This window comes from Chryseobacterium sp. 2VB (assembly GCF_005503635.1).
In the GTDB taxonomy this organism is placed as follows: Bacteria; Bacteroidota; Bacteroidia; order Flavobacteriales; family Weeksellaceae; genus Chryseobacterium; species Chryseobacterium cupriresistens.
This window is the reverse complement of the sequence record NZ_SCNC01000012.1, coordinates 88,994-113,369: the sequence shown is the minus strand read 5'-3', so window position 1 is coordinate 113,369 and position 24,376 is coordinate 88,994. Positions and strand designations below refer to the sequence as shown.

Annotated in this window: 22 protein-coding genes and 1 tRNA gene; 15 read left to right on the top strand and 8 right to left on the bottom strand. The window is 36.0% G+C overall.

The window, feature by feature from the left end:
* Window positions 1-54: 54 nt before the first annotated feature.
* The 6 genes from FFS26_RS13120 to FFS26_RS13095 all read left to right on the top strand — a co-directional run bounded on the left by FFS26_RS13120 (window position 55) and on the right by FFS26_RS13095 (window position 5,233).
* Window positions 55-252, top strand: coding sequence for a DUF308 domain-containing protein (locus FFS26_RS13120; protein ID WP_171006307.1), 198 nt, complete (start codon window positions 55-57; stop codon window positions 250-252).
* A complete protein-coding gene (locus FFS26_RS13115) occupies window positions 242-1,114 on the top strand; it encodes a PstS family phosphate ABC transporter substrate-binding protein (RefSeq protein ID WP_137905212.1) in 873 nt (290 codons plus the stop codon). The genes FFS26_RS13120 and FFS26_RS13115 overlap by 11 nt, the downstream gene beginning before the upstream one ends.
* Before the next feature lie 91 nt (window positions 1,115-1,205).
* Window positions 1,206-2,858 carry a tetratricopeptide repeat protein gene (locus FFS26_RS13110; protein ID WP_137905211.1) on the top strand — a complete coding sequence of 551 codons (1,653 nt, stop codon included), beginning with the start codon at window positions 1,206-1,208 and terminating at the stop codon, window positions 2,856-2,858.
* An 82-nt stretch (window positions 2,859-2,940) separates the two neighbouring features.
* Window positions 2,941-3,660: a bacillithiol biosynthesis deacetylase BshB1 gene (gene bshB1, locus FFS26_RS13105; protein WP_062675760.1), complete on the top strand. Its 720-nt coding sequence runs from the start codon at window positions 2,941-2,943 to the stop codon at window positions 3,658-3,660.
* Between the two features lie 35 nt (window positions 3,661-3,695).
* Window positions 3,696-3,771 (top strand) — tRNA-His (locus tag FFS26_RS13100).
* Between the two features lie 259 nt (window positions 3,772-4,030).
* Window positions 4,031-5,233: a hypothetical protein gene (locus FFS26_RS13095; RefSeq protein WP_110008284.1), complete on the top strand. Its 1,203-nt coding sequence runs from the start codon at window positions 4,031-4,033 to the stop codon at window positions 5,231-5,233.
* Window positions 5,234-5,361: 128 nt separating this feature from the next.
* Here the strand turns inward: FFS26_RS13095 and FFS26_RS13090 are convergent, their stop codons facing one another.
* Together FFS26_RS13090 and FFS26_RS13085 are read right to left on the bottom strand one after the other, a co-directional pair.
* A complete protein-coding gene (locus FFS26_RS13090; protein WP_027375472.1) occupies window positions 5,362-5,697 on the bottom strand; it encodes a DUF3276 family protein in 336 nt (111 codons plus the stop codon).
* Window positions 5,698-5,796: 99 nt separating this feature from the next.
* Window positions 5,797-7,458 (bottom strand): ABC transporter ATP-binding protein, encoded by a 1,662-nt coding sequence (locus tag FFS26_RS13085; protein ID WP_137905210.1) that lies wholly within the window; start codon window positions 7,456-7,458, stop codon window positions 5,797-5,799.
* A gap of 91 nt (window positions 7,459-7,549) precedes the next feature.
* Here FFS26_RS13085 and FFS26_RS13080 point away from each other — a divergent pair, with 91 nt between their 5' ends.
* The 6 genes from FFS26_RS13080 to FFS26_RS13055 all read left to right on the top strand — a co-directional run bounded on the left by FFS26_RS13080 (window position 7,550) and on the right by FFS26_RS13055 (window position 13,052).
* On the top strand, window positions 7,550-8,455 hold the full coding sequence (locus FFS26_RS13080) for a transcription antitermination protein NusB (protein WP_110008282.1): 906 nt from the start codon (window positions 7,550-7,552) through the stop codon (window positions 8,453-8,455).
* Window position 8,456: 1 nt separating this feature from the next.
* Window positions 8,457-8,963, top strand: coding sequence for a DUF1573 domain-containing protein (locus FFS26_RS13075; protein ID WP_110008281.1), 507 nt, complete (start codon window positions 8,457-8,459; stop codon window positions 8,961-8,963).
* A 10-nt stretch (window positions 8,964-8,973) separates the two neighbouring features.
* Window positions 8,974-9,333: a preprotein translocase subunit YajC gene (yajC, locus tag FFS26_RS13070; RefSeq protein WP_002976292.1), complete on the top strand. Its 360-nt coding sequence runs from the start codon at window positions 8,974-8,976 to the stop codon at window positions 9,331-9,333.
* Window positions 9,334-9,517: 184 nt separating this feature from the next.
* A complete protein-coding gene (locus FFS26_RS13065; protein ID WP_110008280.1) occupies window positions 9,518-10,252 on the top strand; it encodes an SDR family NAD(P)-dependent oxidoreductase in 735 nt (244 codons plus the stop codon).
* 269 nt (window positions 10,253-10,521) lie between these two features.
* Window positions 10,522-11,367 (top strand): mechanosensitive ion channel family protein, encoded by an 846-nt coding sequence (locus FFS26_RS13060; RefSeq protein WP_137905209.1) that lies wholly within the window; start codon window positions 10,522-10,524, stop codon window positions 11,365-11,367.
* A 149-nt stretch (window positions 11,368-11,516) separates the two neighbouring features.
* Entirely contained in the window at window positions 11,517-13,052 is a 1,536-nt protein-coding gene (locus tag FFS26_RS13055) for a T9SS type A sorting domain-containing protein (protein WP_171006306.1), read from the top strand.
* A 31-nt stretch (window positions 13,053-13,083) separates the two neighbouring features.
* On the opposite strand, the gene ligD is transcribed toward FFS26_RS13055, so the two are convergent.
* The 3 genes from ligD to FFS26_RS13040 form a co-directional block, all read right to left on the bottom strand.
* On the bottom strand, window positions 13,084-14,955 hold the full coding sequence (gene ligD, locus FFS26_RS13050) for a DNA ligase D (protein WP_137905207.1): 1,872 nt from the start codon (window positions 14,953-14,955) through the stop codon (window positions 13,084-13,086).
* Window positions 14,956-15,026: 71 nt separating this feature from the next.
* Complete coding sequence (locus tag FFS26_RS13045; RefSeq protein ID WP_137905206.1) at window positions 15,027-15,632, bottom strand: DNA polymerase ligase N-terminal domain-containing protein; 606 nt, start codon at window positions 15,630-15,632, stop codon at window positions 15,027-15,029.
* On the bottom strand, window positions 15,632-16,417 hold the full coding sequence (locus FFS26_RS13040; RefSeq protein WP_110008276.1) for a Ku protein: 786 nt from the start codon (window positions 16,415-16,417) through the stop codon (window positions 15,632-15,634). The genes FFS26_RS13045 and FFS26_RS13040 overlap by 1 nt, the downstream gene beginning before the upstream one ends.
* Before the next feature lie 146 nt (window positions 16,418-16,563).
* On the opposite strand from FFS26_RS13040, the gene FFS26_RS13035 reads away from it, so the two are divergent.
* Both FFS26_RS13035 and FFS26_RS13030 read left to right on the top strand, forming a co-directional pair.
* Window positions 16,564-17,133: a Crp/Fnr family transcriptional regulator gene (locus FFS26_RS13035; RefSeq protein ID WP_110008275.1), complete on the top strand. Its 570-nt coding sequence runs from the start codon at window positions 16,564-16,566 to the stop codon at window positions 17,131-17,133.
* 171 nt (window positions 17,134-17,304) lie between these two features.
* Complete coding sequence (locus FFS26_RS13030; RefSeq protein WP_137905205.1) at window positions 17,305-18,582, top strand: adenylosuccinate synthase; 1,278 nt, start codon at window positions 17,305-17,307, stop codon at window positions 18,580-18,582.
* 82 nt (window positions 18,583-18,664) lie between these two features.
* On the opposite strand, the gene FFS26_RS13025 is transcribed toward FFS26_RS13030, so the two are convergent.
* From FFS26_RS13025 to FFS26_RS13015, 3 genes are all read right to left on the bottom strand, one after another.
* Window positions 18,665-19,996, bottom strand: coding sequence for a M12 family metallopeptidase (locus FFS26_RS13025; protein ID WP_137905204.1), 1,332 nt, complete (start codon window positions 19,994-19,996; stop codon window positions 18,665-18,667).
* Between the two features lie 512 nt (window positions 19,997-20,508).
* Complete coding sequence (gene aspS, locus FFS26_RS13020; RefSeq protein WP_110008272.1) at window positions 20,509-22,263, bottom strand: aspartate--tRNA ligase; 1,755 nt, start codon at window positions 22,261-22,263, stop codon at window positions 20,509-20,511.
* Between the two features lie 138 nt (window positions 22,264-22,401).
* The gene (locus tag FFS26_RS13015) at window positions 22,402-22,764 is read right to left on the bottom strand and encodes an ankyrin repeat domain-containing protein (RefSeq protein ID WP_137905203.1); all 363 of its coding nucleotides are present in this window, start codon (window positions 22,762-22,764) and stop codon (window positions 22,402-22,404) included.
* A 112-nt stretch (window positions 22,765-22,876) separates the two neighbouring features.
* Between FFS26_RS13015 and FFS26_RS13010 the strand changes: the two genes are divergently transcribed.
* Window positions 22,877-24,271 (top strand): MATE family efflux transporter, encoded by a 1,395-nt coding sequence (locus tag FFS26_RS13010; protein ID WP_110008270.1) that lies wholly within the window; start codon window positions 22,877-22,879, stop codon window positions 24,269-24,271.
* Window positions 24,272-24,376 lie beyond the last annotated feature (105 nt).

Genomic DNA, 24,376 nt, shown 5'->3' with positions numbered 1-24,376 from the left:
AATAAAAAGAGAGGCTTATGCTTCTCTTTTTATTTTTTTTGGTATTTTTGTTACATGATGTTCAATTGGTTATCCCTGGTTACGGGATTGTTTTATATCGTTTTAGGAATTGTAGTGATTGTCTACAAATTCTTCTTTACTATTTTAGAGCCAGCTGTTGCTTATGCATTGGGAGTGGTGCTCATTATCTATGGTATTTTCAGAATTTACAGAGCGATCTCAAGAATTAAAAAATCGAGAAATGAAGAATAGTTTCAAGCTTGCAGTAATTTTTGTACTGAGCATAATGCTTGCAAGCTGCAAAAAGGAGAAAAACGCTCCTTCCTATCACAAAGGTGATCTTACCATTTTCACTGATGAATCTTTTCAAAGCGTCACAGAAGCATTAGCCGAAGGCTATATGATCAACTATCCTGAAACACATATCAAAGTAGAAACCAAGAAAGAAGATTTAGGACTTCTTGATCTTTTGAAAGGAAGTGCTAAAGTGGTGGTGATGTCCAGAAATCTTAATCCTGAAGAAATTAAAACATATGAGGATAGAACAGATCTGAAGTTCCTTCCTGCTAAATTTGCTGCGGATGCGGTGGTTTTTGTTGTCCCTAAAGATTCTCCGAAAGAGAGTATTTCAATGGAAGAAATCAGCAGCGGTCTGATGTCTGATAAAAAAGAATTTATTTTTGATGGAACCAATTCCAGTAACCTGAACTTTGTTGCCGAGAAATTAAAAAAACAGCCAAAAGACCTGAAATTTTCCATTATTCCGGGAAATCAGAAGATTATAGAGGAACTGGGAAAATATCCTGATAAAATTGGCGTTATCGGATTGAATACTTTCAGCCGTCCTTATGATAAAACTTCAGAAAAACTAAGAGACATGGTGAAGGTACTTCCTGTAGTAGAGAAAGGGAAATCGTATACTGCAGATTTTGATGGACTTCGCACGATGGAATACCCGTTTACCAGAGTTCTTTATTTCCTGATTAATGAAGGTAACTTTAACATTGCCAATGGCTTTATAAGATTTTCATGTACCCATTTAGGACAGAAAATTGTACAGAAAGAAGGCTTACAACCTTATAACATTTATAAGAGAGAAGTTCAGATGCGTTAAAAAATATTAAATTCACAATTTGTCCTTATTAAAAATTTTGATTTGGTCTGAAAATTGTGTATAATAAAACTCAATTATTAGAAAATATAAAATGAAAGATATAATGAATATGAATGTAAAGAAGATTGCTTTTGGAGCAGCCGTGGTATTTTTTACCGGTTTTGCCTCTGCACAAACACTGCAGGATGGTATCAACAGTATAGACAGTGATAAATTTGCGCAGGCGAAAACAAACTTCACTGACATGATCGCTAAAGAGCCTACAGCTGAAAACTACTTCTATTTGGGAAATACTTTCTTAAGACAAGGAGAACCGGATTATGCTAAGGCAACTGAAAACTTTAATAAAGGATTAGCTGCAGACGGTAAAAGCTATCTGAACAAAATTGGTTTAGCTGCTGTTAAATTAGGTAAAGGCGATAAAAATGCTGTTGCTGAAATTCAAAAAGTAGTTGCTGATTCAAGAGAAAAAGATGCTGAAGTTCTTTTCAGAGCAGCAGAAGCTTTAACTTTATTCGAGAAAAACAGTTCACCGGACCTGGCAATCCAGTTTTTGACTAAAGCTATTGAGAAAGCTGAGAAAAAAGGTGTTCCTGCACATTATTATTATACATTAGGAGATGCTTACAGATTGAAAAGATCTCCGGGAGAAGCCATGTCTGCTTACGACAAGGCGTTACCTGTAGCAAAAAATAAAGCTTCAGTTTACACGAGAATGGCTACTTTATGGATGGCTGCTCAAGTGTGGCAAAAAGCGAAAGAAAGCGTTGATAAAGCAATTGCTGTAGATCCTACATACGCTCCTGCGTACAAAGCATTGGCTGGTTACGATATCAGATACCAGCAAAATGCAAAGGCTACTCAAGATCTTATCAACTATACAAAATATGCTGATGAAGATCCATATACCCAATTAGAAATTGCAAAACTATATTTCACGAATGAAGATTATGCAAACTCTAAAATGGTATTAGATAAGATTTTTGATAAAATTGATGATCCTATCAAATTCAAATTGAGAGCTTATAATGCATATGCAGATAGAAATTATGCAGACGCCAAGCAAAATATGGATACTTTCGTTTCTCAGGCAGAGAAAACAAGAGTATTGCCTGCAGACCAAGGTTTACAGGGACTTATTGCTGCCGGTTTAGCAAAAGATGAAAAAGATGCTGCTAAAAAATCTGCTTTAATGGCTGAAGCTCAGCAAAAAGTAGGTATTGCAAAAGCTGCTAAGGATGAAACAATGAAGTGGGATCTTGAATTGGCAAACATCGCAGGTGGTGGAGGAGCTTCTCAGGCAGAAGCTGATAAAGGACCTACTAATCCTGAAATTGAAGCATTGAAACAGAAAGTTGCTGCCAACAGCCAGGATTCTGATTCATTATTTAAGTTAGCAACAGCTTACCAGGATGTGAAAAACTGGAATGGAGCAATTCTTACATGGCAAAAAATGTCAGCACTTCTTCCTGATTGGGCTCCGGCTTATTACAGCCAGGGATATTCTTACCAGCAGGCAGGAAACAGTGAAGCAGCAAAATTGGCTTATGAGAAATTCATCAGCACAGTAAAACCTGCTGATCAGGAAGCTAACAAACAGACCCTTGCTTATGCTTACTTCGCGGTAGCATACATGAGCAAAGATTCTGATATAGCAAAAGCAAAAGATTATGTAGCTAAGTCTTTACAGCTAGACCCTACTTATCAGGATGCTGTAAAATTAAATGCAGAAATCAACAAGTAATTTAAAATTTAAATTATAGATATTAAAACTTCCCATGCGTAATGTTTGGGAAGTTTTTATTTTAAATCCTATCTTTGAGTTTATGAAAACTGATATACTTGCTTTTGGTGCACATCCTGACGATGTAGAACTTGGATGTGGCGGAACTATTGCTAAAATGGTTTCTGAAGGAAAAAAATGCGTTGTTGTAGATCTTACCAGGGGAGAGCTTGGAACAAGAGGTACAGATGAAACCAGAAAAACTGAAGCAGCAGATGCAGCCAAAATCCTTGGGCTTTCCGCAAGAGAGAATCTTGGAATGAAAGATGGATTTTTAGTAAATTCCGAAGAATATCAAATGAGGATTGTAAAAATGATTCGCAAATACAGGCCAGAAATCGTCTTGGCTAATGCAATTGATGATAGACACCCGGATCATGCAAAAGGAGCGAAATTAGTATCGGATGCGTGCTTTTTGTCCGGACTGAGAAAAATTGAAACCGTACTGGAAGGTGAATCTCAGGAAGTGTGGAGGCCAAAACATATTTTTCATTATATTCAGTGGAAAGATATTAAACCGGAATTTGTTATTGACATTTCAGAGTATCTGCCTAAAAAACTGGAAGCTTGTATGGCGTACAAAACTCAGTTTTATGACCCAACTTCTAAAGAACCTGAGACTCCCATTACCACAAAAGACTTCTATGAAAGTTTAACGTACCGCGCACAGGATTTAGGGCGGTTATCGGGAGTTGCTTATGCTGAGGGCTTTACGTCTGAAAGATTAATTTCTTTGAAAAATTTTGATGGAATTGTTTGGTAGTTGAGGAAATTGTCCTATATTTGCACTCAGAAAACGGTGATTGTAGCTCAGTTGGTTAGAGCGTCGGATTGTGGTTCCGAAGGTCGTGGGTTCGAGACCCATCATTCACCCAAAGAAAGTACACTTTTTGAAAGTGTACTTTTTTATTTTGTACCATTTCAGTATCCTCTGAAGGTTTCTTTTTTTACTTTTTTTCTCCGAAATTTTTCATGTGTTATGTTTATAATCTTGAGTCAACGTATAAAAATGGTTTTCTTTTAATCCTTTAAAATAAATTTCTGGATTGATGATTGAAACTTTTATATTTGTTTTACCAGAATTAAGAGAAGATAATTCTCTTTAAAATGACCTCAAAATCAAAGCTACTACTATGAAAAGAATTGTTATAATCCTTACTGTGCTATTTACTCTAAAATCTTATGCTCAATCTTACTATAAAGAATTATTTGATAGTAAAGGATATGATGTATCAATAGGTTATTCAGAAAGTGCTGATCAACTTGAATTTTCATGGGGTGTTTCTGCTCATATGGAAGCATTGGTACTGATGTATGAAAAAACGAAAGAAAAAAAGTATGCTGAAACCTTAATAAAGTTTATGGGAAATGTACTAGATAGGAGAGATGATCTCAGAAGTCAGGTAAAAGGCTTAAATAAGATTTATGATTACAGGAAAGTTTCTGGAGCAGCTTGGTCAACTAATCATTACAATATTATTACTGATGAAGGAGAGCCTTATTCACATTTAGTCCATAGTGCTAATATTGTTTATCCAATGGCTAAATTTGCGGCAATAGTTAAGCTTAATAAGTCTACTCAACGGTTAATTTCGAATTCCGGAGGCCGTTACGGTAACCAAACTTATATTCAGATTGCAGAAAATATTCTTCAAAAAGTAAAAGAAACTCTTGATTATCATAAAGGACAATGGCATACTGAATCTAAAAGTATAGGTTATTATAAGGAATGGGAGAGTAGTAATTCTCCGTTGGCGCATCCAGGAGTAATTTTACCTCTTAATATGCAAAGTGCTGCTGGAAGGGTTCTGATCCAAATGTACAGAGCAACTTCTCAGTTCTCTTATCTTGCACAGGCATATCAAATAGCAAATTTTATAAAATCAAATACATTCTATAATAATGAATTGCAGTCTAATAAATGGAGTTATTGGAAAAAAAATGACTTGCCTGAGGATGTTTCTCATGCGGGTTTGACAATAAGTTTTCCATATGAATGCTATAAATACAAAATATTATATAATAAAAAGTCTATTTATTCGTACTCAGACATCCAAAGATATATTAACACTTTTACGAAAGATCTTGTAAAATCTACTTTTTTAATGAATGGTAATATAAATGATAATACTCAATATTGGGATCTTAGATCTAATACTAAAGTTGGAAGTCTCACATATGACAGTTATATTTGCACTAGATGGTTGTGTTTATCAGAATATGACAAAGGATTATATTCATTGATTGTTGAAATACAAAAAAATAAAAATTATTATACGAAATTATCTACAACTGACCCTTTAACAATAGCACTTTTTGCTTTTAATGAGATTTAATCCGATTTATTACATAAGTTTTTTACCAAAGAAGCCACTTTTCTTTGCTTTTTCTAATTAAGTAACATTGTTTTTACCACATAAAAAAAGCATCTTTTTCAGATGCTTGTGTTTTTAGATATTCTTTTTTAAACTTCGTCGTCAGAATCAATTGTAAAAGATCTGCTTTTGAAGTCTTTGTCATGTTTTTCTGAAATTACATCCTCACCCTTTTCATTAATGATGAAATCTGTGGACTCATTAAACATCTCCTGGAAACTTTTAAAATCTTCCTTGTAAAGGTAAATTTTATGCTTCTCGAATGTAGCTTCCCCATTCTCTCCGAAATTCTTCTTACTCTCAGTGATTGTAAGATAATAATCTCCTGCTTTCGTCTCGCGCACATCAAAGAAATAAGTTCTTCTCCCTGCTTTTAACACCTTCGTGAAAATCTCATTTTCATGGCGTTCCTTGTATTCACTCATTGTTAGATATTTTTTAATCTTGTTAAGAACAAATATAAAAGAATTCTTTTAATCACAAAATTTTTTTTATGATTTATTTAACAATTGAGAATGAAATGGCTAAGCGGTTACAGAATTGGCAATTTCAGTAAGGTTGATAATTTGATGGGCTTTTTGAGCGCTAGACTCTCTGTGTGTGATAATTATGGAAGTGGCATTGCTGATTTTTCTATCAATATTTTCCAGAATATTCTGTTCAGTTTCTGTGTCTAAAGCAGACAAAGAATCGTCAAAAATGATAATATTGGGGTCCTTAATTAAGGCTCTTGCGATACAAATTCTCTGCTTTTGTCCCCCCGAAAGCATTACTCCGCGTTCACCAACAAGTGTTTTATATTGATCTTTAAACTCTACAATATTCTTATGAACATCTGCAATTTTTGAGTATTCTACTACTTTCTCGTGAGAAGGATGATCAATGGCAAAACCAATATTATTTTCAATAGAATCAGAAAATAAGTAACTTTCCTGAGGGATATACCCGATAAAGTTTCTGTAGTTCTCCAGATTATGATCCTTCAGGTTTTTGCCATCAATTAAAATTTCCCCTTCTGTGGGATCTATTAATCGGCATAACAGCAAGGCAATTGTTGATTTTCCACTACCGGTTTTACCCATAATAGCCAATGACTCTCCGGCTTTTACTTTAAAGCTTAAATTATCCAGTGCCTTGATTCCCGTATTCGGATATACATAAGAAACGTTTCTGAATTCAATATCTCCTTTGATAGGATAGTTTTCAAAATTGGTATTAATGATCTCCGATTTCTTATCCATGAATTCATTGATCCTCTGCATAGATGCTTCAGCTCTCTGATTCACAGATGTTACCCATCCTACCATAGAGAATGGGAAAATCAGGGTGTTGATATACATGAAGAAATCAGCAATCTTACCAATACTTAATTCACCGGCAATATATTTAGCACCTCCAATCCAGATGATGGCTACGTTTAATAAACCGATAACGAAAAGAATAATGGTGAAGAAATACGCTTCTGTCTTGGCCAGATCCAAGGCTTTGTTTTGATAATCAGTAACTTTGATGCCATAGTTTTTTTCGATATATTTTTCTCTGGCGAAAAATTTTACCACACGGATTCCGGAAAAGCTGTCCTGTACAAAAGTTGAAATCGCAGACTGGCTTTTCTGCATGATCTTTGACTTTTTATTGATGATTGAGCTTACCTTATAAATAGCATATGATAAAATAGGAAGAGGAAGTAAAGTCCACATCGTCATGGAAGCATCTGTTTTTACCATGTAGATCGCCGTTATCAATACTAAGACAATCAGATTGGCTACATACATCACCCCGGGACCAAGATACATTCTTACTGCAACAACATCTTCGCTCAATCTGTTCATTAAGTCTCCGATAGTCATCTGTTTATAATCCGTTAAAGATAAATCCTGATAATGTCTGTAGATTTTATTTTTAAGTTCATATTCTATTCTTCTTGACGCAACAATAATAGTCTGTCTCATCATAAAAGTGAAGAATCCGGTTAAAAGAGAACATCCTACAATAATTCCAACATAGATTAAAACCTGCTGGTTGAAGCCGAGATTCCCATTTTTTGTAAGTTCATCAACAGATTTTCCTACAAACTGAACCTTATATATATTAAAGAAATTACTGGCAATGATAAAGAGTACCCCCCAAAACAATAGTATTTTGTGTTTCCAAAAATAAGGGTTTAAGGTTTTTAGCGCTTTCATATAGTTTGACAAAATTACAAAAATGTCATCACACTACGAATTTGATCAATTTTAAATTTTGTATCTTTGCAGCCATAAAAAAGCTCTTTGAATGTTAGGAAGACGACAAATCCGTGAAAAAGTAGTACAGACCGTGTATTCTTACTACCAAAATCCTGTAAAATTTGATGTTTTAGAGAAAAACATGTTTGCCGGGATAGAGAAAATCTATTATCTATACATCTATCAGCTCAACTTTTTGGTGGGTCTGAAAGATTTGGCAGAGAATCAGATCGAAATTGGTAAGAATAAATTTCTTAAAACTGATGCTGATATTAATCCTAACCAAAAATTCATCAACAACCAGGTATTGCGTAAACTGGAAGAAAATCCTGAAAGATTATTTTTTACAGGTCAGCACAAGCAATTGAAATGGGATATGCATGATGACTTATTGGTAAAAACTTTCCAGAGAATTACTGCTGGAAAACGTTATCAGGATTTCATGAAAGAAGAAGGATATTCTTTTGAAGAAGATCAGAAATTTATTGGGAAATTATTCTTAAGATATATTGCTGAGAATGAAGATTTTCATGATTATTTAGGTGATAAGGAACTTTCATGGTATGATGATATCCATATCGCCAATTCAATGGTACAAAAAACAATCGGTTTCCTGAGAGAAGATGAAGAAAGCAGAACTTTGATCAAAATGATTAAAGATGAAGAAGATAAAACATTTGCTGCAAAATTGTTGAGAGATACCCTGAATAACTGGGAGAACAATGAAAAGAAGCTGGAAGAAAGACTCGAAAACTGGGATCTGGAAAGAGTTTCTCTTATGGATAAAGTAATTTTATCTACAGCCATTGCAGAGCTTGATAACTTTGCTTTCACACCTTCAAGAGTGATCATTAATGAATATATTGAAATTGCAAAAGTATTTGCTACAGACCGTTCCAATATCTTCATCAATGGTATTTTAGATAAATATTGTAAAGATCAAAATAGAATATAAAATGAAAAAGACGTTATCAATTATCGCCTTGTCAATTATAGGCTTTGGGTTAGTTTCATGTAAAAAAGAAAGCAAAGAAACTCAAAGTGCTGAAACTGCAACTACTGATTCTGCAGCTGTTGCGGCTCCGGTAACCACTGATTCTACAGCAGCAGCTGTAACCGGTGAAACGGCAGCTCCGGTTTCCAACGAACCATCTACTTCTGTAGCTTTATCTGAAAACAGCTTTGATTTTGGTAAAATTAAAAAAGGAGATAAAGTAGAGCATGTATATGAAATTACCAATACAGGGAAAAATCCATTAATTATTTCTGAAGTGAAGCCAGGATGCGGATGTACAGCTCCTGATTTTACAAAAGAGCCAATCATGCCGGGTAAAAAAGGAAAAGTTACTTTGCACTTTGATTCTTCAAGCTTCGACGGAAATGTTCAAAAGTATGCTGACGTTTTTGCAAACGTAGAAAAATCGCCAATCAGATTAACGTTCACTGCGAACATTCAACCATAATATTTAAAATATGTTGACATTATTTTTACAGGCACAGCCACAAGGATCTTCATCAATGATGCTGATTATGATGGGTGTGATGTTTGTAGGGTTTTACTTCCTGATGATCAGACCTCAGATGAGAAAACAGAAGCAGGAAAAAAACTTTCAGGAAAACCTTAAGGTAGGAACAAGAGTAGTTCTTACATCGGGTCTTCACGGAAGAATTGCTCAGGTTCAGGATGATGGTTTTGTAATCGAAACATTATCCGGAAAACTGAAATTCGAAAAAGCTGCGGTTTCAAGAGAAATGACGGAAGCGCGCTTTGGAGCAAAATCTGCTGATAAGGCAGATGACAAAAAAGAAACAGCAACTGAAGAAAAAAAATAATTCAGTCTGAAAATAGTAAGCTGCGGCGGGTGAACAAAGTTCACCCGCCGCAGCTTTTTTATAAGATTAAAATCTTATAAGTCGTATTTGCTTCCTATATTTTTAATATGTCTGGCGGCTTTTGTATCTAATTGTGAAAGTAATGAATGCGATTAGTGTTTAATAAAAAAATTATCTTTGCCTTATGAATCAAAACACAAACAAAACCGTTCTTATTCTTGGCGCAAATTCAGATGTAGCGAAACAATGCATGATACTATATGTTGAAAAAGGATTCTCAGTTATTGCTGCTTCCCGAAATACAACATCTTTGGATCATTTCGTTGATTCAAACAATCTTGACCGCTCAAAAGTTTCTGTTTTGTATTTTGATGCTGCTGATTTTGGTTCTCATCATCAGTTTTATTACAATCTTTCTGTAAAGCCTCATATTGTAGTCTATGCTGCAGGTTTTTTAGTAGACAACCAACAAGCTCTCACTGATTTCAAGGGAGCAAAGCAAATGATGGAGGTCAATTATATGGGAGGTGTGTCTATTCTGAGTATTATTGCAATGGATAAAAGCAATACGAACCTGGAAAGAATAATTGGTCTTTCATCCTTGTCAGGGGTAAGAGGGAGAAAAAGCAATTTTGTCTACGGAAGTACCAAGGCTGCATTTACACAGTTTCTGGCAGGACTGAGACAGGAATTAGCTTCCCGTAAAATCATCGTGAATGCTTTGGTTATCGGGTATATCAGAACAAAAATCAATGAAGGATTGGAACTGAATCAATCCCTGATCATGGAACCGGATTATGTGGCGAAATTTATTGTCGGTGCAAGAAACTCTTTTACCATTGTTCCAAATTTTAAATGGAAAATGATTTATCATATTCTTAGACTTTTGCCGGAAAGCCTGGTTGCGAAATTACCTTAAGGAATTTTCATTAATATTATTTTTCTCTAATAGCAGACAGTTCGGTATCGTTTTTGTAATTCTATGTCCCAAAAATTATTTCTTCCTGCAAGATTCAGTTTCTGAATGATTATTGAATAAAGCTGAAACATTCTTTTTCTGCTGTCAATCTATTTCAAGGATAAATATGATTCACCTTCGCTCAGGTAGGGAAGGGTAGAATTCTTTTTTCAAATCCTGCAGAAGATATCAATGCTGTATTGATATAAATAGTAACACATAGTATAAAAATGGACGATTTAGAATTGAACAAGATTCAACAACACTGGGACACCTTAATTTCTTCAGCAATTTCATGGGCACCGAGGATTTTTACTGCAATCATTTCTGCATTATTAATTTACCTGATTGGCTCATGGATGATCAGAATGATCAAAAAGCTGGTTGAAAAAGCTTTCAAAAAACGAAATATGGAAGCTTCACTGCAGCACTTTCTTTTAAATATTATCAACTGGGGATTAAATATTCTTTTGTTTATTGTTGTTGTAACGCAGCTTGGAGTACAGACTTCTGCATTTGTTGCCATGATTGGTGCCGCAGGACTGGCAGTAGGTTTAGCCTTACAGGGATCCTTAACGAATTTCGCAGGTGGAATTTTAATTTTATTATTAAAACCTTTTAAAATTGGAGATTTTATTTCTACCAGTTCAGGTGTGTCAGGAACTGTACAGGCTATTGATATTTTTCATACAAAACTGGTTACACCACAAAACCAACTGATTGTTATTCCTAATGGGGTAGTGTCAAATAATAGCATTACCAATTTTACCCAGCTGGGAACAAGAAGAACATCATTGGATATCGGAGTTGCTTATGATGCGGATCTTAGGCAGACCAAGGATATTCTAATGGAAGTTATTAAAAATAATCAATATGCTCTTGAAACACCTGTGCCCCAGGTAGTAGTAACAGAGCTTGGAGACAGTGCTGTCAATGTATCGGTAAGAGTAAGCACTTCCACTGAAAACTTCTGGACAATGAATGAAGAATTAATCATCGGTTGTAAAGAAGCTCTCGATAAAGCAGGAATCGGAATTCCTTTTCCTCAAAGAGATGTGCATATTTACAATCAATAATTATATTTAATTTTTTTAAGAAACTCCTGCGTTATATTATGTGGGAGTTTTTATTACTGAGTTATGCGAATAACTGCTGTTGCTACAAATATTTAAGATTAATATTGCCTGCTCAAATATTACATTATATTTGCAAAAAACTACTAACTATGATTAATAAACTGCTCCTTTTTATAGGAATTTTTAGTGCAGTAACATCTGTAACAGCACAAAGCCAATTTTTAGATCCATCTTTTGGCAATAATGGAATATATACATACACGCCTAACAATGCATACGGATTTATTTATGAAACCGGAGCTTTTACTGCACAGCAGAAAATTATGGTAAGCGGAACCTTTTACAATATACCCAATAGCAGCCAGTCTACTACCAATGTAATTCAAAGGCTGAATGCTGATGGTACTATAGATAACAGTTTCAATACAGTATTTATTCCGCCAGTTTCTTCCAACCCGATTTCCCGTTTGATTAAAATGTGTATTCAGCCTGATCAAAAAATTATCCTTGGTGATATTTTGGGCAATAAGTTAATCCGGTTGAATGAAAACGGAACTTATGATATAGGGTTTGGTACTAATGGAGTGGTTGCTAATTCTGTATTTAATTCATTTTTTGACACCCTTGGACTGTCTGGCCCTTTTAATTTTCATAATGTAATTTTAACTAGTAATAACAAAATTTTGCTGTGCACAACAGTAGTAGATAACCAGTTATCAAAATTAGCCGTTCTCCGCCTTAATGAAAATGGTTCTATTGATACCACGTTTGGAAATAATGGTCTTGTGCTGCAGGAAGCAAATTTAGGACGCCTGGTACTTCAAAATGATTCAAAATTACTATTAATCGGGCAAAAAACAGATGGACAATTTGTAAAGTCAAGGTATTCTGCAGATGGCATTTTAGATACTACTTATAATAATAATTCAATATCTTACACCCCGATTCAAAATTATTCAACTTATTTCTGTACGGCAACAGGTAAAGATAATAACACTTACATATATGGAGTTTCGTCTTCTGCTGCTTCACCAGTATCTCTGATCACGTTGATGAAATTAAATCAAAATGGAGATCTGGACAATAGTTTTGGAACGAATGGTATTGTTAATGAATCTTACTATAATAGCAATAATTATTATGTTGATAATAATATTCTTTATCCTACTTTATTATTAGATAATAGCAACCATTTATTTTTGGTATGTATGGCAAGCCCCACGGGAAACGCAGCAGACCTTAACCAATTTATCAAAAAATTTAATCCGGATGGTTCCGTAGATTCGGGTTTTGGGAATAACGGAATAGTTGATGTTGATTTAAATTATAAGGAATTTATGAGATCTGCAATCATGACGGCTGATCAGAAAATATTGATTTTTGGAAATCATCAGACGCCGAATAAAGGTATTATTACAAAGGTTTTAAATAATGGAAATATATTAACGGCTAAAGAGGAGAGAATTAAGGGTGAAAGTGTAAGTATATATCCTAATCCTGTAAAGAATATCCTGAATATTAATTCCAGAAAAATGAAGGACAATAATGTAGAAATTACAGATGCAAATGGAAGAAATATATTGAAAGCAATTATTAAAGATAATAAGATAGACGTTAGTAATCTTGAACACGGGATATATTATCTGAAAATCGGAAGTATAACCAACAAGTTTATAAAGGAATAAAAAAGAGACGAGAATTTTCTCGTCTCTTTTTTTACTCTATATTCTGCAGCAGCTCCAAAGCCTTCATCATATCGATTCCTTTACCCAAAACCGGTTTAAACAAATCTCCTTTCTCCTTAATTCTGTCAAGGGCATTGTTAATAGTAAAATCTGTTGGTTTCACACCAGGCTTCAACTCATCCCAATCCAAAGGCATGGAAACTGAAGCTCCGGGTTTTGGCCTCAGACTGTATGCACTTGCCAGAGTCTGCCCTGTTCTGTTTTGCAGGTAATCAAGGTAAATTTTTTTGTTATCCCTTTTTTGAAGACTCCTTTCCAACGTGGTAATCTTGGGCAGTTTTTCATTCACCTGTTTCATGAGGATATGAGCGAAATCTTTTACCTGGTCAAAATCATATTTACCACCCATCGGAATATAAATGTGAATTCCTGTACTCCCCGAGGTTTTGCAGTAACCTTTTATTTTAATTGATTTTAAAACTTCATTCACCTGAAGTGCCGTTTCAATCACCTCATCGAATGTATTTTTTGAAGAAGGATCAAGGTCTAAAACAAGATAATCAGGATGCTCAAGATCAGGTAACGAACTGTTCCATGGATTGAGGTCTATACAGCCTAAATTATTCAGATAGGCTAATGTTGCTTTGTCATTACAATAAATATAATCAATGTATTTATCGTTCGACTCGGAATAGACCTGGGTGGTTTTTATCCAGTCCGGAACATGATCTCCAGCATCTTTCTGATAAAAGCTTTGCTCTTCAATTCCATTGGGAAAACGGTTCAGAGAAAGCGGACGATTTTTTAAGTAAGGTAAAATATACCGGGCTACGGATTGATAATATTCAATAACATCTCCTTTCGTAATTTCATCTTTAGGAAAATAGACTTTATCCTGATTGGTAAGCTTTACAGAATGCTTGTCTAAGGTAACCTCTTTTTCTTTCTCAGAAACTTTTGTCTTTTTTGGTGAAGCTTTCGTATTCATATCTTTAGATTTTTCGGTGAAGGATGGATCTTTAGTATCTTCCGGGCTTTTGTCATCCCTGATTGTGATAAAAACCGGATGTCTGAAGATTCCGTCCTTGGTAATTTCAGAATATTTGATTTCACATACCAGCTCAGGTTTTACCCACGTTACCGGCATATTGGTCTTCGGAGCTGTTTCGAATGGAGCTGACTTTACAATTATTTTCTGAAGTCTCTCATACACTTCTTTCAAAGAAGCCGTATTGAAACCTGTTCCTGTATGACCACAGTAAGTAAGCTGCCCATCGATAAATTTTCCTAATATCAACGCTCCGAAGCTTTCCCGGGATCCTCTGGGTTCCGTAAAACCACAAATAATGACCTCTTCTGTATTGGAAAATTTGATTTTAAGCCAATCGGTGGTTCTGTGATTTTCAACATACAGGCTGTCTGCCCTTTTTGCGATCATCCCTTCCAGTTCCATTTCTTTCATTTGCGCAAAAAACTCAATGCCCTTTTCAGGAATATGATCGCAATACTTGATCCTTTCCGTTTCTGTTAAAGCTTCTTTTAAAAGTTCTTTACGTTGAATTAAAGGAAGATCTTCTGTAGAATGGCCATTAAGCCATAGAATATCAAAAACCTGATAGGTAAGGGCGGCACCAGGGTTATCCCCGATTTGTTGCAAAAGCTGAAAATCAGGCCTTCCCTGTTCGTTATAGACCACAACTTCGCCATCCAGGATCATGCTGTGTTTTTGTTGTTCGAAATCCTGAGCAATTTTGTCAAATTTTGATAAAAAGGAAATTCCATTCCGGGAATAGAAAAGCGGAGTATCATAGCTGAGATCTGCAATAGCTCTGTAGCCATCCCATTTTATTTCAAAGATCCAGTCTTTATCATTGAAAGGTTCCTCTGAAAGTTTAGCCAGCATTGGTTTAATGAAAGACTTGAGCTTTTTTTCATTCGTTAGAGAATTGAAGTTTCTAAAAGGGTTTTGAGAAGTTACGACTTCTTTTTTTCTTTTAATTTTAGGCTTTTTTTTTCCTCTAAAAATTGGGTAACCAGAGATTTTGGTGAAGTGTTTTCTTCAGCATCGTAAGGACTTTCTGCAAATTTGTCCTTATGTTTAATAAGCAACCATGAGTTGTCATCATTATTTTTCATTTTAACCAGAGCAAATTCACCTTTCAGCTTTTTGCCATGCAAAATGAATTTTAAAGAACCGGCATGAAGTTCCTTCAGAAGTTCTTTTTCATCAGAAAGTTTTGAATTCTCCTCCAAAGGTTCATAGGTTCCGCTGTCCCATACTTCCACTTGTCCGGCACCATAATTTCCTTCCGGGATGTTTCCTTCAAAATCTTTATAATCGTAAGGATGATCTTCTACCATCATGGCAAGACGTTTGTCTTTTGGGTCCAAAGACGGGCCTTTCGGAACAGCCCAGCTCTTCAGTACACCTTCCATTTCAAGCCGGAAGTCATAATGAAGTCTGGAGGCTGCATGCCTCTGAATCACAAAAATCAGTTTGTCTTTGCTTTTCTTTGTTTTTCCTTTAGGTTCGCTGGTTTCATCGAACTTTCTTTTGTTATGATAATCTTTGAGAGCCATTACGATGCGGATTTGGATTTAGAGGTATTCAGGCTGGCTTTTAATTGGGCCATAAGGTCAATCACTTTACCTTCTTTTGCAGGCTGCGCTTTTTGGGCTTTTACGTTTTTGCCTTTTGCTTTCTGCTTGATGATCTTCATCAGCTCATCAGAATAGGTATCTTTATACATTGCGGGATCAAATTCCTGAGAAAGCTGTTCAATCAAGCTGACAGCCATTTTCAGCTCTGCAGGTTTCGGAGCTTTTTGGGCAGGAATTTTTAAATCTGAATAGTCTCTTATTTCCTGATCAAATCTCAGCCGGTTAAGAACCAGTATGTCATCATTGTAAGGACGGATCATCCCAATAGCAGCGCTTTCGCGGAGTACGAAAGTTCCTATTCCTACCATGGATGTTTTTTCAAGAGCTTTTAATAAAAGTCTGTAGGCATTTTCACCATTTTTCTGAGGTTCCAGATAATAAGGAGTCTCAAAATACATACTGTCTACCTCTACTTCCTTTACAAACTGGTCAATAGAAAGGATTTTTGTTTTTTCCGGGCTTGCAGCCTCGTAATCTTCTTCATCAAGAACGATATATTTGTCATCCATGAGATAACCTTTAACAATGTTTTCCCATTTTACTTCTTTTCCTGTATTTTCATTTACTCGCTTGAACCGGATGTTTGAAAAATCAGATTTGTCGAGCATATCGAGATCCAGTTTTGTGGTTTCCGTTGCGGAATAAATTTTTACAGGAATGTTGACTAATCCGAAGCCAATTGCGCCGTTCCAGATTGCTTTCATTGTCTTACGTTTTTAAAAATCAAGCAATTAATATGCCGACAGAAGCCCGTGTGGTACCTTTCATGGACTTTGTTGCCAAATGACAATTGTTTTTATCTCCGACTTTTATATCTTTATCTTTCCGCAATCCGTGGTTATATCAAAATATGGAAGAGCTTTTTACTTATATCAAAAAATTCGGAACACTGAATCCTCAGGACGAGCTGCTGATTGCTGAAGGAATTCAGGAAATGACAGTAAAAAAAGGAGAGCCTTTTATAGAAGCCGGGAAAGTAAGTCAGAGAATTGCCTTTGTGAAGGAAGGGGTTTTCCGGTCTTTGTATTACAACAAGCAAGGTGACGATTTCACACGGTATTTTATTTACGAAGGGCGATTTATCGGAGATTTTCAGGGCTTTACGGATCAACTGCCCGCGCATGAAGATATTGAAGCGATTACCGATGCTGTATTACTGGTGATTGACCGTGAACATTTTAAAATTCTGGAAGAGAAAATCACAGTATGGCCGATTCTGTTTGCAAGGATCCACGCCTTTGTTGTAGAGAATAAACTGAAGGTGGCAAGTATCATGCTGAACCAGGATGCTAAATCCCGTTATATTCATTTTTTAAATCATTATCCTGGCCTTGCCAACAGGGTTCCGCAGTCTATGCTGGCGTCTTATTTAGGTGTTACGCCGTCTTCACTGAGCAGGATCAGGAGAAATATTGTCTAGAATTATTATTGATAAATGATAATTGATAGATGATCTTAATGAGCGTGCAGGGGCAATAGAGTTTGTCGATTTTTCAAACTTCAAACATTTCATAAATCTCTTTTTGTCAAATGACAATGGTCTTTCCTGCTGACTGCCATAGCTTTGCTTCATAAAATTTAAAGTACGAATATGGATATTGTATTAGGACTACAATGGGGAGATGAAGGAAAGGGAAAGTTTATTGATCTGATCAGTGAAAATTACGACATTACAGCTCGTTTTAACGGCGGATCTAATGCTGGGCACAGCATTGAAAGAAATGGGCGCAGAATAACGCTTAAAATGATTCCTTCGGGAATCTTTATGAAAGAAGTACAGAATGTGATTGGTACGGGAACTGTTATTGATCCTGTAAGTTTTAAAAAAGAAATTCTGAATCTTCAGGTATTTGATAAAACCATTCAGCCGGAAAACAATATCATTATTTCCAAAAAAGCACACCTGGTAATGCCAACGCATAAGCTTCTGGATATTTTCATGGAAGAAAGTCGTGAGTATACTACGATCGGGACTACAAAGAATGGGATTGCCCAGGCGTATTCAAACAAAATATTAAGACAGAACCTGAGAGCAGGAGATATATTTTCATCAGATTTTCAAAGCAGGGCACAGCATATTCTGGATAGAGATTACAGAATGCTGGAAGAAGGAGGAATGATTGTTTTGCCTGCTTTAGAAGAAATCAGTAAAGAGTTTTTTGATGCGGTGGAATTCCTTAAAAAATTCAATTGTACAGAAACTGAAATTTATATTAACAAAGCTTTATCTGAAGGTAAAAAAGTATTGGCAGAAGGATCTCAGGCAGCAATGCTGGATATTGATCATGGTACGTACCCGTATGTAACGTCTTCCTCAACGACAGCATCAGGCGCGAGTAGCGGTCTAGGTGTTTCACCGAAAAAGATCGGTGAGATTTACGGGATAGCGAAAACGTATTGTACCCGTGTGGGAAATGGTATATTTCCAACGGAACTTTTAGATGAATTTGGAGATGATCTCAGAATGAAAGGAAATGAATTTGGTTCCAATACAGGACGTCCCAGAAGGACCGGATGGCTGGATTTGCCTGCTTTAAAATATGCGGTAATGATCAACGGAGTTACCCAGCTGGTTCTGACAAAAGCGGATGTTTTGAGCGGATTAAAATCTGTAGCAATCTGTACCCATTATGAATTGGAAGATGGGACTATCGAAACGAGTGCTACAACACTGCCTGAAAATGCTAAGCCTGTATTGAAAAAGATGGCAGGCTGGAATGCTGATTTCTCAGTTATGAGAAGCCCTTCAGAGCTGCCAAAAGAAGTGAATGAGTTTCTATCATTTCTGGAAGCAGAATTGGGAATTCCTGTAGCGTATCTGTCGACAGGGCCGGGAAGGGAGCAGATGTTGAAATTGATCAGCAAATAGTTTTATGCCAGGCAATATATATTGATCTTATAAACAGAAGAGGTTAAAATATTTTCTAACCTCTTTATTGTATGTAAAAAACTTAATTAACTTTTGTAAGTGTAAAGCGCTGCTTTGTAGAAGGCTGAACCGTTTGATCTGTAGTGCCGATTACAATAGGGGTAAGATTGGTTGTTAAGCCATCTTTTACCTCTAATCTCAATGCTGGTGCATTCTTCGGAGCAAATCCAAAGCCATTGTTTCCCAGATTGAATAATAACCATTTCTGAGAATCGGCATTAGCATTGGTTCTTAATTCAACAGCCGTTCCATTCGTTGTTCCGTTACCTCTTACGGTTAGCACCTTTGAAGGATCCAGTATAGATTTGATGATATAATACCCATGATCTGATTTACTGAAAGTAAACCTCTGATTATTTCCTGTGGAAGCTGAATACAAAATTATACTGGTGTCATCTGTAGTGGAACTTCCGGTAATATCTACATTTTTATTATTCGCTAAAGCTGTTGTCATCGTATAAGTACCGTTGATGGCAGAACTGGCATTAACAGGACCATATAAATGATTGATTCCGGCATAATCACCGGCAGACAGTCCTGTCCTTTGCTTGGTAAAAGTGGATCCGTCCAGCTTAGTCATTACAGGCTGGCTTGGGTTTATAGCAAAGTCTGTAGACTGATACATCATGACTGAACCGAAATCAAAAGCTCCATATCCTGCGTAATCATTGTAAATATTAAAGTTATGGCGGCTCCCTTCTACGGCTTTGTTAACATCTACAATAATGTACTGATCTCTGTCCGGGCGGCACTGCTCGTGCATGATTCCCATAGAATGCATTATTTCGTGAGCGATAATGGCGGGATACGTGATATTATAAATCTTAATACCGTTAACTCTGTTTTTCTGCCATCCAAGTGGAGAGCTGTTGGAAGTTGTATAAGTAAAGGTGATGTATTCTGTTTGATTGGTACGTTGAACAAACTGCATAGTGGTTTGAGACGAGATCATCTCAAACGCTTTGCTGATATTGGTAAGGAACGTATTATAATTCTGAGTGCTCATAGTTCCCTGGCTGGGTAATGTATAATAGACTGTGGCATTCGGCCACGTCTTAATAAATGAGCTTACAATAGTACTTTTTTGAGCTGTGGATATTTCTGAATTAGCCAGGCTTTTTAATTTATTAAACTGCTCGGTACTGATTGTTATATCATCTGCATAAAAATATTCGCCATTGACTTCATTAATATAGGTGTATTTTCCGTCAATTAATAATTTGTGAATCTTCGCATTGTCTTGTTTAGTCGTTGTAAGGTCGATTGAATCTGTTTGTGGATTTTCAATATCCGATCTACATGAATTCAGGGCCAGAACAAGGCATCCTGATAATAGTAATAGTTTGCTTTTCATATTATTTAATATTTGTTTGGTGATCAAGGTTTAAAATATGAACAGCTATATTATTATCATACGCATGAGATTATAAAAATACATCAACTCTTAAGTTTTGTTTAAGTCTTCATTATAATTCAGCTGTGTAACGTAAATATATTAATAAAAATCATATTTACATATAACATAATATAATGATTGATTTGTTGTTTTTTTATTTGAAAAATGTATTTATTTCGTTGATGCAATTGTTTTAATTTAATTTTTACTATTAAATTATGAATTAAGTTATTTCATGAATGTTTGATATAGTATGTAAAAATGCATATTTTACCAGTGTAAAGTTTGTTTTGCTACTAAATTGATAAATTATAGTAAAATTTGTAATGTTTTTTGATTCTAAATAATATTACTTGATTAAGATTTGTTTTTCAAAATAGTATTGTCAGTATAAAATATCAGGAAGCTCAAAGTGAACTTAAGGCTGTATGGGAATATAAAAAAAGCGGGATGAAAATCCCGCTTTACATTTATGCTTTTAAGTTCAATTGTAATTCCAGTTCGTCGAGCTGTGCATCTGCAATAGAAGCAGGTGCGTCAATCATTACATCTCGTCCTGAATTGTTCTTAGGGAATGCGATATAATCTCTGATGACTTCGTTTCCGTCAAGAATTGCTACCAGACGGTCAAATCCGAACGCCAGACCTCCGTGTGGCGGTGCTCCGTATTTGAAGGCATTCATAAGGAATCCAAACTGAGCTTCTGCTTCTTCTCTGGTAAATCCTAATAAATCAAACATTTTAGACTGAAGATCTCTGTCAAAAATTCTGATAGATCCTCCACCGATTTCGTTTCCGTTCAGAACCATATCATAAGCGTTAGCTCTTGCTTTACCAGGATCAGTTTCCAGTAAGTGGATATCCTCTGGCTTCGGAGAGGTGAACGGGTGGTGCATTGCATGGTATCTTCCGGTATCTTCATCCCATTCCAATAGCGGAAAGTCTACTACCCAAAGTGGAGCAAACTCATTTCCTTTTCTTAATCCCAAACGGTTTCCAAGTTCCATTCTTAATGCTGAAAGCTGAGCTCTTACTTTATTTTCGTTTCCGGAAAGAATCAACATCAAGTCACCTTCTTTTGCCCCGAATTTTTCGATGATTTTTGCTAAATCTTCCTCGTTGTAGAATTTGTTTACCGATGAGGTTTTTACACCATCATTCTGGAATTTTGCCCAAACCATTCCTGAAGCACCAATCTGAGGACGTTTAACCCAATCCACAAGTTCATCAATCTGCTTTCTTGTATAGTCTGCACATCCTTCTACATTAATTCCTACTACTAATTCTGCATCATCAAATATTTTGAAATCTTTTCCTTTTACCAGTTCATTCAATTCTACGAACTCCATTCCGAAACGGATATCCGGCTTGTCATTTCCGTATTTTCTCATCGCATCTGCGAAAGTCATTCTTGGGAAATCTCCGAATTCCTGACCGGTAATGTCTTTTAAAAGAGTTTTAGTCATTCCTTCAAATACATTCATGACATCTTCCTGCTCTACGAAAGCCATTTCGCAGTCGATCTGTGTAAATTCCGGCTGTCTGTCTGCTCTTAAATCCTCATCACGGAAACATTTTACAATCTGGAAATATTTATCCATTCCACCTACCATCAAAAGCTGTTTGAAAGTCTGTGGTGATTGTGGCAACGCATAAAACTGCCCCGGGTTCATTCTGCTTGGTACCACAAAGTCTCTTGCACCTTCCGGAGTAGATTTGATCAAAACAGGGGTTTCCACTTCAATGAAACCTTCGTCAGATAAATAATTTCTTACTTTCTGTGCCATTTTGTGGCGGAAGATCAGTTTATCTTTTACCGGATTTCTTCTGATATCCAGATAGCGGTATTTCATTCTTAATTCCTCACCACCATCCGTTTCATCCTCAATGGTGAAGGGAGGAAGCTGAGAATCGTTCAGAATTGTCAGTTTCTCTACCAGAATTTCGATTTCCCCGGTTGGAATATTAGGGTTTTTGCTTACTCTTTCAATAACTCTTCCGGTAGCCTGAATCACAAATTCACGGCCCAGTTTTTTAGCTTCTTCCATCAATTGTGCAGAAGAGCGGTCCTGGTCAAAAACCAGCTGGGTAATTCCGTAACGATCCCGAAGATCTACCCAAATCATAAATCCTTTATCACGGATAGTCTGTACCCATCCTGATAGTGTAACTTCTTCATTCAGATTTTTCAGAGATAGCTCTCCGTTGGTGTGTGATCGAAACATAATTATTTGTTTAAAGTTCAATGTTTAAGGTCCAGTTCCGGACCTTGAATTTTTCGTTGGCAAAGATAAGATTTTTGCAGGTTTTATAAATAAAAAAAACTCCCTTTCGGAAGTTTCATATATTGTTTTTAGATATTTTTAAATTCTATTACCACCTTTTGCGATCAGAATTCTCTTTACTTCTTCACTGCCTTTTGTTTCATCAGCTACTTCAAGAGGTGTTTTGTTCTGACATTTTTTATTCACATTAGCCTTATTGTCCAAAAGGAAGTTGATAATATTCTTTCTGTCAGACATTACACTGAAGCCAAGGGGTGAATAAAGTATATCTCCCACAAGGAAACATTTGTTGTAATCTCCCGGAGCAAACTGTTTTTTAAATGTTGCTATATCATCAGAATAAATGGCTTTCATCTTTTCCTGAGTCATCTTCTGGGCAGATAACATACTGCCAGACAGTAACATTCCAAATAGAAAGATAGTAGAGATTATTTTTTTCATAAGGATAATTTTTAAGAATATACAAATCTAAATTAAATTTTATTACCAATTGCTAAGTTTTTCTAATAATTGGATTTGTATTTTTGGAATTACATAAATTATTAATTGTGAAATGACACGATATATTGAATTTTTGAAAAAAGCATTCAGCGGTGAAGAGACCGATTTTACGAAAGTGAATATTAGAAGTGCTGTACTGCTTTTAGCCATTCCCATGATGCTGGAAATGGCAATGGAATCCGTATTTGCTCTTGTGGATCTTTATTTTGTCGGCCATCTGAAAGAAAGCGGTTTTGCGATTCAAACGGTAGGGCTTACCGAATCTGTACTTTCCATAATGTATTCTATTGCGATTGGGATGAGTATGGCGGCAACAGCATTGGTAGCAAGACGAATTGGTGAGAAAAACCCGGAACAGGCTTCCAGAAGTGCTGCGCAGGTATTGCTGGTTTCTTTTGCGGTTACTTTTGTTTTAAGCTTACTGGGAGTCATCTATGCAGAAGAAATCCTGATCCTGATGGGCTCAAAACCAGAGGCAGCAGCTTATGGGAAGAATTTTACCAGAATTATGATGGGAAGCAGTACGATCATTATGCTTTTATTTTTAATTAATGGGATTTTCAGAGGAGCCGGAAATGCTATGATTGCTATGAAAAGTTTATGGATCGCGAATATTGCGAATATCATTCTCTGTCCGATTCTGATAAAAGGATTGGGACCTGTACCTGCTTTGGGGCTTACGGGAGCTGCTTTGGCAACAACAATCGGACGTAGTATTGGGGTAATTTATCAGCTGTACCATCTTTTGGTCGCGGATACTCAGATCCGTATTCTGATTTCTTATTTTAAACCGAATTACGGATTAATCAAATCTATTATAAAAATTGCAACTCCCGGCATTTTTCAGTTTGTCATTGCTTCGTGCAGCTGGATTTTTCTTGCAGAACTGGTAGCAACTACAGGAGGAGAGAATGCATCGGCAGGTTATCAGACCGCTTTAAGACTGATGATGTTCTTTATGCTTCCGGCCTGGGGTTTGAGTAATGCTGCCTCTACATTGGTAGGACAGAATATGGGAGCGAATGAAATGTTGAGAGCGGAACAGTCGGTGATGAAAACCGTGAAATATAATGTCATCTTTATGCTGATCGTAAGTCTGATCTTTCTTTTTATGGGGAATTTTTTAGTAGGCTTTTTTACTCAGGAAATGGCGATTAAAGATTTTGCTAAAAATGCCCTTCAGATTATGAGTATAGGATTTATTTTCTATGGAATCGGGATGGTGATGATCAACGCATTCAATGGAGCTGGTGATACATGGACTCCTACATGGGTTAATCTTTTCGGTTTCTGGCTGTTTCAGATTCCGCTGGCCTATTTTTTATCAAAATATCTTGATATGGGGCCAAAAGGAGTTTTTATATCAATTCCAGCCGCAGAAACATTGATTACCATTGTTGCCTTTATCTTATTTAAAAAAGGAAAATGGAAGACAATAAAAGTGTAGAAAGCGTGGGTGATGGAGTTCTACAGCTTCCCTCCCTAATTTATAAAACTTTAACAGCTTCATTAATTGGATTTTAGTATTGTATTTTCTAAATTCGTAGAACAA

What these genes read in the sequence shown, in the direction of transcription:
- FFS26_RS13120 (WP_171006307.1), top strand. Translation starts at nt 55, where the DNA reads ATGATGTTCAATTGGTTATCCCTGGTTACGGGATTGTTTTATATCGTT.
- FFS26_RS13115 (WP_137905212.1), top strand. Translation starts at nt 242, where the DNA reads ATGAAGAATAGTTTCAAGCTTGCAGTAATTTTTGTACTGAGCATAATG.
- FFS26_RS13110 (WP_137905211.1), top strand. Translation starts at nt 1,206, where the DNA reads ATGAAAGATATAATGAATATGAATGTAAAGAAGATTGCTTTTGGAGCA.
- bshB1 (WP_062675760.1), top strand. Translation starts at nt 2,941, where the DNA reads ATGAAAACTGATATACTTGCTTTTGGTGCACATCCTGACGATGTAGAA.
- FFS26_RS13095 (WP_110008284.1), top strand. Translation starts at nt 4,031, where the DNA reads ATGAAAAGAATTGTTATAATCCTTACTGTGCTATTTACTCTAAAATCT.
- FFS26_RS13090 (WP_027375472.1), bottom strand. Translation starts at nt 5,697, where the DNA reads ATGAGTGAATACAAGGAACGCCATGAAAATGAGATTTTCACGAAGGTG.
- FFS26_RS13085 (WP_137905210.1), bottom strand. Translation starts at nt 7,458, where the DNA reads ATGAAAGCGCTAAAAACCTTAAACCCTTATTTTTGGAAACACAAAATA.
- FFS26_RS13080 (WP_110008282.1), top strand. Translation starts at nt 7,550, where the DNA reads ATGTTAGGAAGACGACAAATCCGTGAAAAAGTAGTACAGACCGTGTAT.
- FFS26_RS13075 (WP_110008281.1), top strand. Translation starts at nt 8,457, where the DNA reads ATGAAAAAGACGTTATCAATTATCGCCTTGTCAATTATAGGCTTTGGG.
- yajC (WP_002976292.1), top strand. Translation starts at nt 8,974, where the DNA reads ATGTTGACATTATTTTTACAGGCACAGCCACAAGGATCTTCATCAATG.
- FFS26_RS13065 (WP_110008280.1), top strand. Translation starts at nt 9,518, where the DNA reads ATGAATCAAAACACAAACAAAACCGTTCTTATTCTTGGCGCAAATTCA.
- FFS26_RS13060 (WP_137905209.1), top strand. Translation starts at nt 10,522, where the DNA reads ATGGACGATTTAGAATTGAACAAGATTCAACAACACTGGGACACCTTA.
- FFS26_RS13055 (WP_171006306.1), top strand. Translation starts at nt 11,517, where the DNA reads ATGATTAATAAACTGCTCCTTTTTATAGGAATTTTTAGTGCAGTAACA.
- ligD (WP_137905207.1), bottom strand. Translation starts at nt 14,955, where the DNA reads ATGCTGGCTAAACTTTCAGAGGAACCTTTCAATGATAAAGACTGGATC.
- FFS26_RS13045 (WP_137905206.1), bottom strand. Translation starts at nt 15,632, where the DNA reads ATGGCTCTCAAAGATTATCATAACAAAAGAAAGTTCGATGAAACCAGC.
- FFS26_RS13040 (WP_110008276.1), bottom strand. Translation starts at nt 16,417, where the DNA reads ATGAAAGCAATCTGGAACGGCGCAATTGGCTTCGGATTAGTCAACATT.
- FFS26_RS13035 (WP_110008275.1), top strand. Translation starts at nt 16,564, where the DNA reads ATGGAAGAGCTTTTTACTTATATCAAAAAATTCGGAACACTGAATCCT.
- FFS26_RS13030 (WP_137905205.1), top strand. Translation starts at nt 17,305, where the DNA reads ATGGATATTGTATTAGGACTACAATGGGGAGATGAAGGAAAGGGAAAG.
- FFS26_RS13025 (WP_137905204.1), bottom strand. Translation starts at nt 19,996, where the DNA reads ATGAAAAGCAAACTATTACTATTATCAGGATGCCTTGTTCTGGCCCTG.
- aspS (WP_110008272.1), bottom strand. Translation starts at nt 22,263, where the DNA reads ATGTTTCGATCACACACCAACGGAGAGCTATCTCTGAAAAATCTGAAT.
- FFS26_RS13015 (WP_137905203.1), bottom strand. Translation starts at nt 22,764, where the DNA reads ATGAAAAAAATAATCTCTACTATCTTTCTATTTGGAATGTTACTGTCT.
- FFS26_RS13010 (WP_110008270.1), top strand. Translation starts at nt 22,877, where the DNA reads ATGACACGATATATTGAATTTTTGAAAAAAGCATTCAGCGGTGAAGAG.